The sequence below is a fragment of the Bacteroides sp. BFG-606 genome (assembly GCF_024788145.1).
GTDB classification, from domain to species: domain Bacteria; phylum Bacteroidota; class Bacteroidia; order Bacteroidales; family Bacteroidaceae; genus Bacteroides; species Bacteroides vicugnae.
The window spans coordinates 4,791,632-4,809,098 of the sequence record NZ_JANUIL010000001.1 but is presented as its reverse complement, the minus strand read 5'-3'; the positions used below and the strand labels follow the sequence as shown (position 1 = coordinate 4,809,098).

Below are 17,467 nucleotides of genomic sequence, written 5' to 3'. Positions count from 1 at the left end.
GGTGATTTTATGCCTTCCATGCTTTGGCATATTCTTCCAAGACGCACTTGATACTTTGTCCGATTTTCACATAATCGGCTTCATTCAAGTTGGCTAGTGACACACGCACACTCCATTTCGGTCCGGCAAATCCACCACCATTCAACAGAACGAGTGAAGTTTCGTTTGCCAGGCGGAAAACCACGTCCAATGGATTGTAGGTCTTTTGCAGATAAGCAACGAAGTCATCCCCATAGAATTTCTTCGCCCATACCAGCATATCGATCTCCGAATAATATCCGGCACGTAACGGATCTTCCACCAGTGTGAAACCTGTGTTATCCCACAACGCATGCAGACGACGATGAATAATTTCCTGCATCTTTTTCTTATAACTGTCTTCTTTATCCAGAAGCGAGAAAATGGCAAACAAACTCATCTGCATTTGTTGAGGTAGAGAAAGTCCTGCAGTATGATTCAATGCAATCTGCCGGCTGTCGGCCACCATACGGTCGATAAACTTCATCTTTTCCGGTTGTAGGCTAAGACTGGAATAACGTTTGTTCAATATTGATTTCTGCTCCTCCGACAGGCGGGCAATCATTTTGTCGTAGATGTTGTCCTCGTGTAGAGCGATCACTGCGGTTCTCCATCCCGTAGCTCCAAAATATTTGGAGAACGAATAAACGCAAAGCGTATTATGCGGCAATTCTGCCATTAATGAACGGAAATGAGGAATAAATGTCCCGTACACATCATCCGTGATAATCATCAGGTTCGGATTATCATTCTTCACAATGTTGATGATACGTTCGGTAGTCTCTTTACTAAGCGCATAACTGGGCGGATTACTCGGATTGGTGATAAATAATGCTTTGATCCGCGGATCTTTCAGCTTGTCTATATCTTCATCCTTATACTGCCAGGTATGTAAACCGTCAGGAGTCATCTGGTCAGCAGAAATTTCGGTTACGTCGAACTGATAGCGTCGCAGTTCCGGGATTTCTATATAAGGAGTGAACACTGGAATCATTAAAGCAATGGCATCCCCCTGGTTCAACAGGAAATTCTCCTGCAATGAATCGAACAGATAACACATGGCTGCCGTACCTCCTTCGGTTGCGAAAAGGTCAAAAGTTCCTTTTGGCGGACGGCGGTCACACATCTCTTGTGCCAGGTAATCCTGTACGATTAACTCCGTAAAATGTAAAATACGGTCGGGCACAGGATACTGGTCGCCAATCACCGATTCCGCCCATTCATGAATAAGTGTATCCGGATCGGCGGCATGTTCCATCAGCATATAATTGTAGCCCTCTTTCAACAGGTTAGCACCGGGAGCTTTCTCGTTTTCTTTCAGGAAAGCCTCGAAACGGGCGGCAATTCCCGCCTTTTGCGGAATGCCTGCTATTCCTTCTTCCAGTGAAAACGCATGGCGACATTCGCAAAGGCCGAATTGCCCCAGCAGAAAAAAGGCTTCGCGTGGTTCGGTAGCAATCCAGTTCGGGTTGCCTCTTCCGGCATTCAACATGGTATGTGCTATCTTCTTGATACTTTCATCTGCCATATCGATCAGTTTGTTTTTCAGCTCGAACGGGCTAATTGTTTCCATTTTCTTGGCATAACTTTTGGTAATGGCAGGGTTATTTGTTTTCTTTTCCATAATGATATTTAGTTAGTTAGTTTTACATAAGTAGCACGATGACAACTCCCCAGATAATCAGGAGTGTATTGCCGACTGCATACGTCACCGTATATCCCAATGCCGGTGTGTCGCTTTCCACTGCATCCTGAATAGCTCCCAACGCAGCTGTTGTAGTACGTGCTCCTGCCGTACATCCCAATGACAGGGCAGGGTGGAACTTGAACAGGTATCTCGCCATCAGCAATCCGGCGAGGAGAGGGATAGCCGTTGCCAATGCACCGACGATAAACAGGCTGACGCCTACTTCCTTGAATCCGGCAATGAAACTGGGACCTGCAGCGATACCGACCACTGCGATAAACATATTCAGTCCTACATTATTCAATACCCATAAAGAAGGTTCGGGAATACCTCCGAAAGTAGGATGCTTGCTGCGTAGCCAACCGAACAGAAGTCCGGCTATCAATGCGCCTCCACTGGTAGAAAGACTGATAGGAACACCTCCCAGATGAATAGCCAGTGCACCGAAAAGGCCACCGAGCAAAATACCCAATCCAACGAAAATCATATCTGTCTGATTGGTAGGCCGGTCAATATAGCCCATTTGTTTGGCAGCACTTTCCACTTCATGTTTAAGACCGGTAAGTTCGAGAATGTCTCCCGAATCTACGATTGTCTTAGGTAATACCGGAACGTTGATTCCGGCACGCTTTATATTCCGGATGCTGACCCCGTGCATAAACTTCTGCGATCTGATTTTGGAAACTGTTTCTCCGGCAAAAGTCCGGTGGGTCACCATTACAGGAAGAGTTTCTGCCGGGAAGTCAAGTAATTGTGCATCGATCACTTCCGGACCTATCCAGTCCTCTTCTCCAATCACAAATTCACGGCGTCCGCTAAGTACCACTTCGTCGTTCTTGTGAAGAATCAGGTTCGGATCTACTTCCTTCACCATTCTTTTTTGACGAATCCGTTCTACAAACAGACGTTTGTCATTCTTGCATAAATAAGCTTCGAGTTCACTGACTTTCTTTCCTTTGCCAAACCATTCGTTGGTGATTTTATAAGCACGGAATACGACCGGACGAAGAGCCGGGGAAAATCCGGGTTCATCAGCTTCCGATGTTCCCATTTGAGCCTCCAGTTCCTTGCAGTCGGCTTTCACCTTATCCAGTCCCCCCAGCATCTTAGGGCCGAGAGAAGCCAGAATCCATGCCGAACCGGCCGTTCCGAAAATATAAGTTACGGCATAAGCTACCGGAATTGCATTGATGAACGTGGCTTTCTGTGCATCGCTGATTCCCAGCTGGTTGATCGTATCGCTTGCCACGCCGATAACGGCGGATATTGTTTGTGAGCCTGCCAACAGTCCGGCAGCTTCTCCTACATGATATCCCATGATTTTGGCCAATATCCACGGGGCTACCAGACTGACAATACACATCAATACGGCAAATCCTACTTGTGGCAGACCGTCTTTCTTCAATCCGCGGAAAAACTGCGGACCCACCTTATAGCCAACGGCAAATAAGAAAAGCAGAAAGAACACGGCTTTCATCGGACCATCTACAGTGATATTCAGTTGTCCGACCAATACTCCGACCAGAAGAACGCTGGTGACTGTCCCCAAGGAGAATTTTCCTATTTTGAGTCTGCCGAGCCAGAATCCGGCAAAAAGCGTAAGGAAAATAGCAAGTTCAGGATGTACCCTTAGTTGATTAATAATCCATTCCATAATTAAGTTGTTGTTTAGGTTATGCTATCTACAACAGTTGTTGTGTGGAAAGAGTTTATAGTGTTTATGATAAATAGAGATATAAATATCCGATAGACTTTAAATTTCTCTATTTCGCTTTTTTGTTATACTTTTGTTCATTCAAAAATAAAACTAATCATATTCTGTATGAAATCAGACATAGAAATTGCTCGCAGCATTGAGCTGAAGAAGATTAAGCAAGTTGCCGAAGGTATCGGAATCCCTCGCGAGGAAGTGGAGAATTATGGCCGCTACATTGCAAAGATCCCCGAACAACTGATTGATGAAGAGAAAGTGAAGAAAAGCAATCTTATTCTGGTAACTGCTATCACAGCAACCAAAGCGGGCATCGGCAAAACTACAGTATCTATCGGTCTCGCTTTGGGACTGAATAAAATTGGAAAAAATGCGATTGTCGCTCTTCGCGAGCCGTCTCTCGGTCCGTGTTTCGGGATGAAGGGGGAGCAGCCGGTGGAGGATATGCACAAGTGCTTCCGATGGACAAGATTAACCTCCATTTTACCGGAGATTTTCATGCCATCACTTCTGCTCATAACATGATTGCCGCCTTGCTCGATAATTATCTCTATCAGAACCAGGCAAAAGGTTTCGGACTGAAAGAAATCCTTTGGCGGAGAGTGCTCGATGTGAACGACCGTTCATTGCGTAGCATCGTTGTCGGCCTCGGACCTAAATCCAACGGGATTACCCAGGAGTCCGGTTTCGATATCACTCCTGCTTCGGAAATCATGGCAATTCTTTGCCTTTCTAAAGATGTGAGTGATCTGCGTCGCCGTATTGAAAATATCCTGTTGGGCTTCACGTATGACGACCAACCTTTCACAGTGAAAGATTTGGGAGTAGCAGGAGCCATTACCGTGTTATTGAAAGATGCGATTCATCCTAATTTAGTGCAGACTACCGAAGGAACCGCTGCTTTTGTACATGGTGGTCCGTTTGCCAATATTGCCCATGGCTGTAACTCTATCCTTGCCACCAAATTGGCCATGTCTTTCGGTGATTATGTAATCACGGAAGCCGGGTTTGGTGCTGATCTCGGTGCGGAGAAGTTCTACAATATCAAATGTCGTAAGAGCGGGCTTCAACCTCGTCTCACGGTGATTGTCGCTACGGCACAAGGATTGAAGATGCATGGAGGCGTCAGTCTCGACCGTATCAAAGAGCCGAATATGGAAGGACTGAAAGAGGGATTGCGTAATCTCGACAAACACGTTCGTAACCTTCGCTCATTCGGTCAGACAATCATTGTAGCTTTCAATAAGTTTGCATCCGATACGGACGAAGAAATGGAATTGCTGCGCGAACATTGCGAACAGTTGGGAGTGGGCTTTGCCATCAACAATGCGTTCAGTGAAGGAGGAGAGGGAGCAGTAGATATGGCTCGCCTGGTGGTAGATACCATAGAGAACAATCCGTCAGAATCCTTACGCTACACTTATAAAGAAGAAGATAGCATACAGCAGAAGATCGAAAAGGTAGCTACTAATATTTACGGAGCCAGCGTTATTACCTATAGCAGTATCGCCCGCAGTCGTATCAAACTGATTGAGAAAATGGGAATCACTCATTATCCGGTTTGTATTGCTAAAACACAATATTCATTCTCTGCCGATCCGAAGATTTATGGTGCGGTAAACAACTTCGAGTTCCATATTAAAGATATTGTTATCAATAATGGAGCTGAAATGATTGTAGCCATTGCCGGAGAAATTCTTCGTATGCCGGGATTACCCAAGGAACCGCAAGCATTGTACATCGATATTGTGGATGGAGAAATAGAAGGATTGAGTTAATATATCCTCAAGAAAAAAATATTCCGGTATGATGTGCCGATAAAATAAATCCCCGTCTTTCCCTATAAAATAAAATGTGGAAAGACGGGGATGACTGTATATAGAGTCCAGTGCGCTTCTATTTTCTCTTCTTGCACACTGTACGGTTGAATTCGTCCTTGTTGTAAGTGATATATAACATCATATATTTCTTTTATAGTAAGAAAAACGAAATTCCGGACAGATGGTTCGGATAGGATTGTTAATAAATAAAAAAGTCTGCTCCTTTTACGAGGAGCAGACCTTAAATGGAAAATAAAGCTGCCAATTTGTAGCTATTAGCTTTGAAATTGTTTTTTAATAAGCAAAAAGAGGATATTTCTTCATTGTCTCATTGACACGTGCACGTACTTTTGCAATAACTTCCTCATTTTCTACGTTAGACAATACAGTCTCGATCATTTCGGCAATTTCGAGCATCAAGTCTTCTTTTGCACCACGGGTAGTGATAGCAGGAGTACCCAAACGGATACCGGAAGTCTGGAAAGCCGAACGGCTGTCGAACGGAACCATGTTCTTGTTAACGGTAATATCAGCAGAAACCAATGCTTTTTCTGCCACTTTACCTGTCAGTTCAGGATATTTGCTACGCAGGTCGACCAACATAGAGTGGTTGTCTGTACCACCGGAAACGATAGTAAAGCCACGGTCAATCAAAGCCTGTGCAAGTACAGCAGCGTTCTTTTGTACTTGTTTAGCATATTCCTTAAATTCAGGTTGCAGGATTTCACCGAAAGCAACTGCTTTAGCAGCAATTACATGTTCCAACGGTCCACCTTGAACTCCTGGGAATACGGCAGAATCCAGTAATTGAGACATCATTTTGATCTCACCTTTCGGAGTGGTCTTACCCCACGGATTGGGGAAATCCTTACCCATCATGATGACACCACCACGAGGTCCGCGAAGTGTTTTATGTGTAGTAGAAGTGACGATATGTGCATATTTAACCGGATTTTCGAGCACTCCGGCAGCGATCAGACCGGCAGGGTGAGCCATGTCGATCATCAGGATAGCGCCTACTTTGTCAGCGATTTCACGCATACGTTTGTAATCCCATTCACGGGAGTATGCAGAACCACCACCGATAATCATTTTCGGTTTCTCACGCAGAGCGACTTCTTCCATCTGGTCGTAGTCAACGCGTCCGGTTTCCTGATTCAGGTTATATTCGCAAGGAGTATAGATGATACCGGAGGTGTTTACCAGTGAGCCATGAGAAAGGTGTCCGCCGTGTGCAAGATTTAATCCCATGAATTTGTCGCCCGGATTCAGAACTGCGAGGAAAACAGCGGCATTAGCTTGTGCTCCCGAGTGTGGCTGTACGTTTGCCCATTCAGCGCCAAAAATTTCTTTCAGGCGGTCGATAGCGATTTGTTCGCTTTGGTCTACTACTTCGCAACCTCCGTAGTAACGTTTGCCGGGATAACCTTCTGCGTACTTGTTAGTCAGACAAGAACCCATTGCCTGCATAACCTGGTCACTCACAAAATTTTCTGATGCAATAAGTTCGATTCCTTTCAACTGACGTTGATGCTCTTTTTCGATAATGTCGAAAATGATGTCGTCTCTTTTCATTCTTTTATAAGTAAGATTAAATTTCTAATTCGAGATACCTATTTTAAGCGCACAAAGTTAATGAAAACAAAGGATAATTGACAATTGCCCCCTGACAATTGACAATCTTTAAACATTCAACCCTTTGAACCGCCACTCTTTATTTTTCAATTCTCAATTTTCAACTCTCAATTTCTTAAAGAATGAATCCCAGCGAAAAACTTAATGCGCTGTCGCGGCGACGGAAAATAATATTGCTCACCCCCGTGCTTCCGTCAGAATTGATGTTGTCGTAAATGATGGACTTGGAGATGTTTCCAAGGCCTTGCTCGTAACGGAAATCGAAGAAGATACGGGAGATGTTGACGCCTACGCCGATCACTGCACTGACATTGAACGGATACAGCCTTTCATGAATCCCCTTCTGGTCGAAATTCTTAAAAGTGATTTCATTGTGCTTTCCCCATAAATAGCGAAGTTTGGGACCTGCGAAGATAGACATTCCATAAGGTCCTTTTTTCACCACATTATAACCATATAATATGGGAAAATCGATACTGTGCAGCACCGATTGCACCGAAGCATAATCAGGTTCGATGGCAGGATGCTGCGAACCGAGCTTATCGAAAGTGATCTCACATTTGCTTACATTATAGGACACTTCCGGCTGAATGAAATGCTTCTTCATATTGATGCGCATAAAGAGGGCGCCGAAATAACCTATCTTATAGTTGTTCTGCACCTCATCGATAGTCACATCCTTAATTTTCAGTTCAGACACCATGAACATGGAAGAGTTGAATCCCGCCTTGATACCGATATTTATTTTTCTTGTATTGGGGCGGTCCACTCTATCTGCATTATAATTCTGACCGACAGCCGTGCAGGCTATGGCTAACAAACCGGGAAGAATGAATTTACGCAGCATATTCATGGCAATATCGCACTTTTTATGATTTCTTCTTTTCCACACTCCAACCGAACTTACCGATTTTCTCTCCCAGATTATAATATCCTCCGTGCACATATACCAGCGGATTGGCTTCTGCCAGTTCCAGCTTTCCGGTTTCAGGATTCAGGTTCCGGTCGTCCGCACGGACATTTACCACGTCAGCGATAAACATATCGTGTGAGCCGAGAGAGATGATTTCTTTCACACGGCATTCAATGCAAAGAGGAGATTCTTCAATCAACGGGGCACTGACCACCGTACACTGTCCGGGTGTCAGCTTCATCTCATCAAATTTATGATAATCACGTCCCGAACGAACTCCGCACCAGTCGGTGGCAAAAGCCATATCTTTCGTTGTCAGGTTGATGACAAACTCCATGTTTTTTTTGATAATGTCATAAGAATGGCGCTCCGGACGTACGGATATATAACACATGGGCGGGTTTGTACAAATCGTACCCGTCCATGCTACTGTGATAATATTATATTCGCTTTCTTCTTTTCCGCAGCTCACCAGTACAGCCGGCAGCGGATAAATCATCGTTCCTGGTTTCCAGTCCTGTTTCATACTACTTATATCTTTTTTCACCACAGAGGACACAGAGGACACAGAGTATATTGAGGTACAGAGAGTAAAAAAACTTTTTTTTCAAAGAAATAAAACTCTGTGTCCTCTGTGTCCTCTGTGGTGAATAGGAGTTAGAGGATTGTAATCTCTTCACGTTTCTGTTCTTTCTCGCAATAATGACATTTAACGATGCAATTATCCTTATCTATCACATGAAAGATAGTGGCCATCGGTTCGTTGTTGGTGATACATTTCGGATTGGCACATTTCACGATGCCACGAAGTTCATCCGGCATTTTCACCTCTTTCTTTTCCACTACTTCGTAATCGCGGATGATATTCAGCTTGACGTGTGGGGCAACTACTGAAATACGGTTAATCTCTTCGTCGCAGAAGAATTTATCTGCAATCTTGATGATCCCCTTTTTACCCAGCTTCTTGCTGTCGAGGTTGAATCCGATAGTGATATTGCTGGTCATCTGTTCCACACCGAGCAGTTGCACTACGGTAAAGAGCTTTTCGGATGGGATATGGTCAATCACTGTCCCGTTTTTCAGGGCAGCTACTTGCAATTCTTGTTTATTTTCGCTCATAATAAAATATCGTTTTTAACGTCATCTAATGTGATACCTAATACATCGCAAAGGATTGCTTCGCGGGCATACAGACCGTTTTGTGCCTGTTGGAAATAATATGCTTTCGGGTTGTCATCCACATCGTAGGCAATTTCGTTGACGCGGGGAAGCGGGTGCAGGATACGCAGGTTCGGACGTGTGTTCTCCAGCATTTTGTTACGGAGAATATATACATTCTTCACCCGTTCATATTCCATCAAATCGGTGAAACGTTCGCGTTGCACACGGGTCATATACAGAATATCAGCATCAGCGATAATCTCTTCGTTAAATTCCGTATGTTCAACGTATTTTATTTGGTGAGTTTTACAGTAAAGTTTGTATTCTTCCGGCATTTTCAGCTCTTCGGGAGCGATGAAATGGAAAGTCGGATTAAAGTGTCGCATCGCCATCAGCAATGAATGTACGGTGCGACCGTATTTCAAGTCACCCACCAGGAAAATGTTCAGATTTTCCAGCGTACCTTGTGTCTTGTAGATAGAGTAGAGGTCGAGCATCGTTTGCGACGGGTGCTGGTTGGCTCCGTCACCTGCGTTGACAATAGGCACCGGGGCTACTTCGCTGGCATACCGTGCAGCTCCTTCGAGATGATGTCGCATGACGATAATATCTGCATAGTTGCTCACCATCATGATCGTGTCTTTAAGTGTTTCCCCTTTGGCAGAGCTGGTAGCTTTGGGGTCAGAGAATCCGATTACTCGTGCACCGAGACGGTTGGCAGCTGTTTCAAAACTCAAGCGGGTACGGGTGGAAGGTTCAAAGAACAGGGTTGCTACAACCTTTCCTTGTAATAACCGGCGATTGGGGTTCATTTCAAACTGCTTCGCCATTTCGAGCATGTAGAGGATTTTTTCTTTAGAATGTTCGGCAATGGTTACTAAACTTCTGTTTTCCATTTTGTTATCTTTTATGTGGATAGAACTTGTTTTACCGGAGCGTAAAGGTACGAAGAATTTGTGAAAAGCACAGATTTTTCGTACCTTTTTTATCAGCTTTTAATCAGTCGGTTTATTTCCGTCCGCCGGCTAACGCTGCAATGATATATTTCCCCGGTGCTCCGATTTTGCTCCAGGTCGTATTGGAGAGCAGTTTCCACACCTGGGTGCCTTTCCTGCCATAGTCCGATAACCGCAGAATCGTCTGTTTCTCTTTCTGGTCAGTCACTTTATGGTTGTCCAGGCTCTCCATCAATCCTGCGATGTTGTGTGTAGCCAGATTGTAGGCATACCCCGGAATCTCAATCGAAACAACGTTGGTTTCTTCTTCATGATTTAGTTTAGTTTCCTTTAGTTTAGTTTGTCGGAAAATGTCTGCATTTTCTTGACTCACCTCCTCTTGAGTTTCAAAAATGTCTGCATTTTCCGCGTTCAACTCTTCTTTTTGCATCCCTTTTTTTCTTCTTGGTCTCTAATAGATAAGGTAGTTGGGAGAAATCTATTTTCCTCCGTGTAGTGGCTTCGAACCACACCCTTTGAATCTGTTCCGAAGTGAGTATGCCGTATTTTTCGTAGGTTTCTTTATGGAAAAATCCTTTCTCCAATAACAGGTCGACAATCTTTTCCATCATGTCCTCTTTGATCCCGCCGCCCACTTTACGGACGAAAATCAGGTTTTGTTCCTTTCCCCAAGAGATATAATATCCCTCTTTATATATTTTACAAAGCAATCGCATGACAATGTAAGAAGCTAATACTCCAAACTTAGCTTCTAATAGTTCCATCACTTCTTCGTCAAAGAAGTTTGCCGGTGTCGGAAAGTAAGGTATCCCTTTATTAATCATATTCATTGTTCAATATATTTTAATCTAACTTATACAATAGCTCTCCACTCCATCAGGTTCCCGATCATAAATCTTCTCCATCCTTTTTGTTCTTCACTCCAATAGAGAATAGACTCTTGTTTTGCTGTGATATTGAATTCTCTATGGAAGAATTTTTCATATCCTACCAGTGTTCCTCTTTCCAGACAAAACGTGCCATCCTGCTTGTAAAAAGCTATCACTACATTTCCATACAACATGCGATCTATTAGTTTAATGCACTCTTGTACAATTCTCTCCGCACATTTATCCGAAATCCCCTTTTCAGCAGTAATACGTTTTTTCCATACTAATTTGCAAGCTTCTAACTTGCCTTTCCTGATTTTTTGTCTCATTTTCTTCTGTTTTTAATTTTGAAAAATAAATTTCTGTTTGAGCGTAAATCTTCCCTTATAGATAGTGACGGTATGTTGTTGTCATAGCGTCACTATCCTTTCATTATAGTGACGCTATAACGATAGCATACCGTCACTATTTTTTTAAGAGAAAATCTGTTAGTTTTCGACCGGTTGAAAACGGCGGCGAAGGTAAGCCTTATATTCCAACTGTCCCATTATTTTTTCTTAGTACTTGCTTTTGACCTTTTCAGCCTGTTCTCTTTTTTCCTTTTTTTCTTTCATGTACTCTTCCTCAACAGGTTTTTTCAATGCACCCAATTCAGCATGTATACTGCTAAGTTCCATTAACTTATAGCCGCCATGTTTGTGGATGTATAATACTTTTTGGTCATAGATATATTGGGCTAGATTTATCAGCTTTTTCTTCTTAGGATGGCGGAAATGTCCATCAATAAAGATTTTTAAATACATGGTGAAATAAAGGCGGATATCTCCGTCGATTGCTATTCTGTTATCCAGCTCTTCTTCACTGATGATTTCTTCCTTTGAATGCTTCCCTGGAGCTTTTTTCATTGTTTGGACATTTCTTTTTACCTTGTCGTTTTTACTACCTTTTTTGGCATTTTTACTTTTCATAATCTACTAATTTTAACGTTGGTTAAACATGTGTTAATTCTAAAAATAATATCTGGAAAGTGAAATTGAACCTGCAAAAAGATTTGTTCTTTTGTCGCTTGCCAAATAGTATATATATAAAATAACTAGTGATGCAAATGATGAATAAAAATGGATTCAGTCGATGTGGGGAGAACTACATCAATCGTTTACGAAAGGAGGGGCGCTATTCTACAGCGCATGTCTATAAGAATGCCCTTTATTCTTTCAGTAAGTTTTGTGGTACGTTGAATATGTCGTTCAGACAGGTCACCAAAGAACGTTTGCGACGTTATGGTCAGTATCTTTATGAGTGTGGTTTGAAGCCTAATACGATTTCTACGTATATGCGTATGCTTCGTAGTATTTACAATCGGGGGAGTGGAAGCAGGGAGTGCACCTTATGTTCCCCGATTATTTCATGATGTCTATACAGGTGTGGATGTCCGACAAAAGAAAGCTTTGCCTGCCGGTGAGTTGCACAGACTTTTGTATGAGGATCCCAAATCGGAGCGTTTACGTCGTACACAAACTATTGCTGCTCTGATGTTCCAGTTTTGTGGAATGTCATTCGCTGATTTAGCGCATCTGGAAAAATCGGCTTTAGATCAGAGTGTATTACGCTATAATCGAATCAAGACGAAAACTCCCATGAGCGTGGAAGTGCTTGATACTGCCAGGGGAATGATTAATCAACTCCGAAGTAATCAGGAACCCATTCCTGATTGTCCGGACTATCTGTTCGACATACTTTGCGGTAATAAAAAACGGAAGGATGAAAGAGCATACCGTGAATATCAGTCTGCTCTTCGGAGATTCAATAATCGTTTGAAGGATTTGGCGAGAGCTCTGCGTTTGCATTCTCCCGTTTCTTCTTACACACTCCGTCATTCCTGGGCAACGACAGCCAAGTATCGTGGAGTGCCAATTGAAATGATCAGTGAATCATTGGGACACAAATCAATAAAAACCACACAAATCTATTTGAAAGGTTTTGAGCTAAGAGAACGTACAGAGGTAAATAAAGGGAATTTATCTTACATTAGGAACTATCGTTTAGGTAGATAATTAACGGTAAAGTGTTAGAAATCAAGGGCGAAATGTTTCTGTTACTTCTTAGGTAACGGATAATTATTCGGTGCAAAGATATGCAAAAATACAAATAGTAAACAAGTAAAATCTTCTTTTTTTTCTGATTTGTTGAAATATGCAACAAAAATATATCAGGACATGATGGTTTTGTTTTATCATGCCCGATATTCTTATATTCTGTTTTCAAAGATGTTTTTCCCTTCGCGTAGGTTAGAAAAACATTCCTGTAGGCGGTTCTTGTCCATGTTTTTCTGTTTTCATCTGTTTTCCTGTGAATGAATACCTTATCCGTTACCTAAGAAGTAACGGAAACTTAAGGGGTAAAAAAGTATGATTCTAACGAAAGAAACTTTAAGTGCTGGGCCTAAAATTGGGACAGGGGAAGGCGTAGCACACTCTAAACGCTGGTATGTCGCTCTGGTCCGTATGCATCATGAGAAGAAGGTAGCCGAACGTTTAGACAAAATGGGGATTGAAAATTTTGTACCGGTCCAGCAAGAAGTACATCAATGGAGCGACCGCCGTAAAGTGGTTGAATCCGTGCTGCTTCCCATGATGGTCTTTGTACATGCTGATCCTAAAGAACGTAAAGAGGTTCTTTCCTTTTCTACAGTTAGTCGGTATATGGTAATGCGCGGTGAGAGCAGTCCGACTATCATTCCTGATGAACAAATGGCCCGTTTCCGTTTTATGCTCGACTATTCCGAAGAGGCAATCTGTATGAATAGCGCTCCTTTGGCACGTGGTGAAAAAGTGCGTGTCATTAAAGGTCCTTTGACTGGTCTTGTAGGAGAACTTGTTACGATAGATGGTAGAAGCAAAATTGCTGTTCGGTTGAATATGCTGGGGTGTGCTTGTGCAGATATGCCGGTGGGATTTGTGGAGTCTGTAAGAACTTAAAATATGCATTTTTTTGAGAAGAACTCAAATTTGGACTCAAATTTAGAAATAGGAAGAGATTGTATGTTTAGCAATAATGTTATTGTACGTACTAGTGATTCTTATGCTATATATGATTTACATATAAACCAAAGAATAAACAAAACTAAAAGTGTTTCTATTGGAAATTATGTTTGAATAGCGCCGCAATCAATTATAATGAAAGGTGTGGCAATAGGCGATGGTTCTATCATAGGTTTTCGCTCGTTTGTGAATAAAAACATTCCAGAGTGTTGTTAGCACTTGGTTCACCTGCAAAAAGTGTAAAAACGAGTATCTCTTGGTCGCGAGAAGATATATTTTCGATAAATAAATGTCAATAGAAAATTTAAAAGACAAGACAATAGAAGGAGCTGGATGGAGTGCTGCTGATGCTTTTTTTGGGACAAGGTGTTTCTTTTATCTTGGGATTGGTGTTGGCACGATTGCTGTCGCCTGAAGATTATGGTCTCATTGGAATAGTAATGATTTTTGTGATAGTTCTTAATGGTGTTGTAGATAGTGGCTTTTCAACAGCTATCATACGCAAGCAAGATGCTGTAGATGATGATTATAACACTATGTTCTATACCAACTTGTTTTGCAGTGTCATATTGTATCTTGGATTGACGTTTTCCTCTTCATTAATAGCTGATTTCTTTGCCAGAGAGGAGTTGAGACGACTTTTACCGACAATGGGTTTTATACTCATTATCAATGCCATGTCATTGACGCAATACACCATTCTGACTAAGCGAATCGATTTTAAGACAAAAACTAAAGTTTCATTCATTTCGTCTGTCACTAGTGGGATTGTCGGTATCTTTTGTGCCTATATCGGGCTTGGTGTTTGGGCTTTAGTCGTTCAGAAAATCTTGCAACAAACTTTATATACCATATTCCTATGGATATTCAACAAATGGTGGCCATCACTACGATTCAGTATGGTTAGTTTTCGTTATATGTGGGGGTTTGGTTGGAAACTGCTATTATCTGGACTTCTGAATAATATTTGGAATCAATTATATCAAGTAGTTGTTGGAAAATATTATAATCCTGCAACATTGGGACAATACACAAGGGCTAAAGACTATGCGCGAATATTCTCCGAGAACTTTACAATGATAGTACAGCGAGTAAGTTATCCTGTACTCTCTGGAATACAGAACGATGAAGAACGAATGGTGGCTGCTTATCGTAAGGTTATAAAGGTTGTCATGTTTATTACATCAATTTGTATGTTTTTTATCGGAGCCATTTCAGAACCTCTGATTCTTTGCCTTATTGGAAAAAAATGGTTGGAGGCATCCACCTATCTTCCACTTATTTGCATTTCAATGTCTTTATTTCCTCTTCATGCCATTAATCTGAACATGCTACAGGTTCAAGGTCGAAGTGACATAATCTTATATCTTGAAATTATAAAAAAAATAATATCAATAGGACCAATTTGTTTGGGGATTTTTGTCGGTATCAAAGCAATGTTGATAGGTTTAATTATAACTGGTGTGATAGCTTACTTTATGAATTCCTATTATACAGGTAAGAAGCTACATTATAGTACATGGATGCAAATAAAGGACATCTACTTTTCATTCATGCTTGCTACTATAATTGCTGTAAGTGTTTATTTCATTAAATACTTGCCGATTTCTTGTTGTGCAGTTCTTGCTATTCAATTTTTAGTAGGTGTAGCTCTATTCTTTATTCTTTGTGAAACGACAAGGCCAATTGAGTACTTAGAATTTAAAATGATAGCTATCAGGATCTTAGATAAAATGAAACGAAAATAGAAATCAAATCATACATATATGGATAATAAATTGATTACAGTAACTTCACCGTTACTGCCAGATCTTGATGACTTTACTGCCGAACTCAAGAAAATCTGGGATAGTAAATGGATTACCAATAATGGATCTTATCATAAGAAGTTAGAGTCAGCCTTGGCTGAATATCTTGGTGTCCCTTACATAAGTCTGTTTACCAATGGTACCTTGCCATTAATTACAGCCTTGCAAGCACTGCGTATTACCGGTGAGGTAATTACAACACCATATAGTTTCGTCGCAACGACCCATGCACTTTGGTGGAATGGAATTAAACCTGTATTTGTCGATATAGACCCAGCAACGGGTAATATAGATCCAAATAAGATTGAAGCAGCTATTACTCCCAAAACTACAGCCATTATGCCAGTACATGTATATGGAAAGCCTTGTGATACGAGAAGTATACAAGAAATAGCAGATCGATATGGCTTGAAAGTAATTTATGATGCAGCACATGCATTTGGTGTTAAAGTGGATGGCAAAAGCATATTGAATGCCGGTGATTTGTCAACCTTGTCATTTCATGCTACCAAAGTCTTCAATACGATAGAAGGTGGTGCCATGGTAATGCACGATGCTAAAACTAAACAGCGTATTGATTATTTGAAAAACTTTGGTTTTGCAAATGAAATAACAGTTGTAGGACCAGGCATTAATAGTAAAATGGACGAGGTGCGTTCTGCTTATGGATTACTTAATCTAAAGCAAGTGGACGCTGCGATTGAAGCCCGTTGTCAGGTAGCTAATAAATACCGAGATGCTTTATGTTCTGTAGAAGGCATCACATTTTTTGATGATATGCCAAACGTACAACATAATTATAGCTATTTCCCAATTTTCATTGATGCGGCAAAATATGGCATGACGCGTGATGATTTATATGCAAAAATGAAGACTGAAAATGTACTTGGTAGGAGATATTTCTATCCATTAATTAGTGAATTTTCTACTTATAAAGGACTGGAAAGTGCCACACCTGAGAATCTGCCTAATGCGCATAAAATGGCGGATAGTGTTATATGCTTGCCTATGCATCATGCATTGAGTGATGAAGATATTAAACGTATTATAAATATAATAAAAAAATGAAGGTAATTTATACGTGGAATTCAACAAAGGAGATACTTGAGATTCCATCTGATTTTAATAAGAAAAGGCAAAATATAAGATATGGTAAGTTGGAAGAATTGAATTACCATGAAGATAAGTACAGTGCCCAAGTGCTTTTGCCCCCTGACTATGATAACCATCGATTGTATCCTACCTTATATTTGCTAAATGGTGCAGGGTGCAATGAAGAATGGATGAAGAATCATGTAGACATAATAATTGGTAATTTGAAAGAATTCGTCAATGATGTTATTGTTGTAATGCCTAGAGTTTTGACTGACGAAAGAGCTGATTATAGTAAGAAGATTTCTGATTATTATGCTATGAAATATTATTTTCAAGAATTGGTATCTTCTATTGAATGTAAATATAATGTTTATAAGGATAGGGAGTATCGTGCAATTGCTGGTAATTCAATGGGGGGAATGTGTGCTCTTTTTCTTGGTTGCATTTTTCAAGATATGATAGCAACGATAGCAGCTATATCACCAAGTGTATTACTGTTTGACATGCTTAACGGAAAAGGAGAAGAGGAGAAATTTAATCTTAAACCCTCTAATTCGTTTAATTTTTATTTTGCCACAGGGGATAATGATGCTTTGATAGCTAATGCTGGAGGAGCAATAAAATACCGTAGAATATTATTGAACGATAATAAAATAGAGTCTGCATTTATTGACATACCAGGGGAAGGACATAATTGGAATGCTTTTGGCCCATTGTTTTATGCGTTTATGTTTAAATTCTATAAGAAATAGT

General features: G+C 41.2%; 13 protein-coding genes and 3 pseudogenes. 6 read left to right on the top strand and 10 right to left on the bottom strand.

What is annotated here, in order from left to right; translation table 11 throughout:
* Nucleotides 1-7: 7 nt before the first annotated feature.
* Nucleotides 8-1,642 (bottom strand): aspartate 4-decarboxylase, encoded by a 1,635-nt coding sequence (gene aspD / locus NXV01_RS18285; protein WP_122137594.1) that lies wholly within the window; start codon nucleotides 1,640-1,642, stop codon nucleotides 8-10.
* Between the two features lie 22 nt (nucleotides 1,643-1,664).
* Nucleotides 1,665-3,359, bottom strand: coding sequence for an aspartate-alanine antiporter (gene aspT, locus NXV01_RS18280; protein ID WP_149940478.1), 1,695 nt, complete (start codon nucleotides 3,357-3,359; stop codon nucleotides 1,665-1,667).
* Between the two features lie 168 nt (nucleotides 3,360-3,527).
* On the opposite strand from aspT, the pseudogene NXV01_RS18275 reads away from it, so the two are divergent.
* Nucleotides 3,528-5,194 (top strand): annotated as a pseudogene (locus NXV01_RS18275) (formate--tetrahydrofolate ligase).
* A 336-nt stretch (nucleotides 5,195-5,530) separates the two neighbouring features.
* On the opposite strand, the gene glyA reads toward NXV01_RS18275, so the two are convergent.
* The 8 genes and pseudogenes from glyA to NXV01_RS18235 all read right to left on the bottom strand — a co-directional run bounded on the left by glyA (nucleotide 5,531) and on the right by NXV01_RS18235 (nucleotide 11,738).
* Nucleotides 5,531-6,811: a serine hydroxymethyltransferase gene (gene glyA / locus NXV01_RS18270; protein ID WP_122137591.1), complete on the bottom strand. Its 1,281-nt coding sequence runs from the start codon at nucleotides 6,809-6,811 to the stop codon at nucleotides 5,531-5,533.
* A 175-nt stretch (nucleotides 6,812-6,986) separates the two neighbouring features.
* Complete coding sequence (locus NXV01_RS18265; protein WP_217723259.1) at nucleotides 6,987-7,724, bottom strand: porin family protein; 738 nt, start codon at nucleotides 7,722-7,724, stop codon at nucleotides 6,987-6,989.
* Between the two features lie 16 nt (nucleotides 7,725-7,740).
* A complete protein-coding gene (locus NXV01_RS18260; protein WP_117935606.1) occupies nucleotides 7,741-8,310 on the bottom strand; it encodes a flavin reductase family protein in 570 nt (189 codons plus the stop codon).
* A gap of 131 nt (nucleotides 8,311-8,441) precedes the next feature.
* Nucleotides 8,442-8,903 (bottom strand): aspartate carbamoyltransferase regulatory subunit, encoded by a 462-nt coding sequence (gene pyrI / locus NXV01_RS18255; RefSeq protein ID WP_032843517.1) that lies wholly within the window; start codon nucleotides 8,901-8,903, stop codon nucleotides 8,442-8,444.
* The gene (gene pyrB, locus NXV01_RS18250) at nucleotides 8,900-9,841 is read right to left on the bottom strand and encodes an aspartate carbamoyltransferase (RefSeq protein ID WP_122137587.1); all 942 of its coding nucleotides are present in this window, start codon (nucleotides 9,839-9,841) and stop codon (nucleotides 8,900-8,902) included. The genes pyrI and pyrB overlap by 4 nt, the downstream gene beginning before the upstream one ends.
* Nucleotides 9,842-9,953: 112 nt before the next feature.
* A pseudogene (locus NXV01_RS18245) lies at nucleotides 9,954-10,731 on the bottom strand (DUF4373 domain-containing protein).
* Nucleotides 10,732-10,754: 23 nt separating this feature from the next.
* Entirely contained in the window at nucleotides 10,755-11,099 is a 345-nt protein-coding gene (locus tag NXV01_RS18240) for an SH3 beta-barrel fold-containing protein (RefSeq protein ID WP_008648001.1), read from the bottom strand.
* Nucleotides 11,100-11,327: 228 nt separating this feature from the next.
* Nucleotides 11,328-11,738, bottom strand: coding sequence for a DUF4119 family protein (locus tag NXV01_RS18235; RefSeq protein ID WP_004295796.1), 411 nt, complete (start codon nucleotides 11,736-11,738; stop codon nucleotides 11,328-11,330).
* Between the two features lie 131 nt (nucleotides 11,739-11,869).
* Between NXV01_RS18235 and NXV01_RS18230 the strand changes: the two are divergent.
* The 5 genes and pseudogenes from NXV01_RS18230 (at nucleotide 11,870) to NXV01_RS18210 (ending at nucleotide 17,466) form a co-directional block, all read left to right on the top strand.
* A pseudogene (locus NXV01_RS18230) lies at nucleotides 11,870-12,824 on the top strand (tyrosine-type DNA invertase cluster 3b).
* Between the two features lie 354 nt (nucleotides 12,825-13,178).
* Complete coding sequence (locus NXV01_RS18225) at nucleotides 13,179-13,748, top strand: UpxY family transcription antiterminator (protein ID WP_259023036.1); 570 nt, start codon at nucleotides 13,179-13,181, stop codon at nucleotides 13,746-13,748.
* 410 nt (nucleotides 13,749-14,158) lie between these two features.
* A complete protein-coding gene (locus NXV01_RS18220) occupies nucleotides 14,159-15,559 on the top strand; it encodes a lipopolysaccharide biosynthesis protein (protein WP_259023461.1) in 1,401 nt (466 codons plus the stop codon).
* 18 nt (nucleotides 15,560-15,577) lie between these two features.
* On the top strand, nucleotides 15,578-16,687 hold the full coding sequence (locus NXV01_RS18215; RefSeq protein ID WP_259023035.1) for a DegT/DnrJ/EryC1/StrS aminotransferase family protein: 1,110 nt from the start codon (nucleotides 15,578-15,580) through the stop codon (nucleotides 16,685-16,687).
* Nucleotides 16,684-17,466 (top strand): esterase family protein, encoded by a 783-nt coding sequence (locus NXV01_RS18210; RefSeq protein ID WP_259023034.1) that lies wholly within the window; start codon nucleotides 16,684-16,686, stop codon nucleotides 17,464-17,466. Before NXV01_RS18215 ends, NXV01_RS18210 begins: the two co-directional genes overlap by 4 nt.
* Nucleotide 17,467 lies beyond the last annotated feature (1 nt).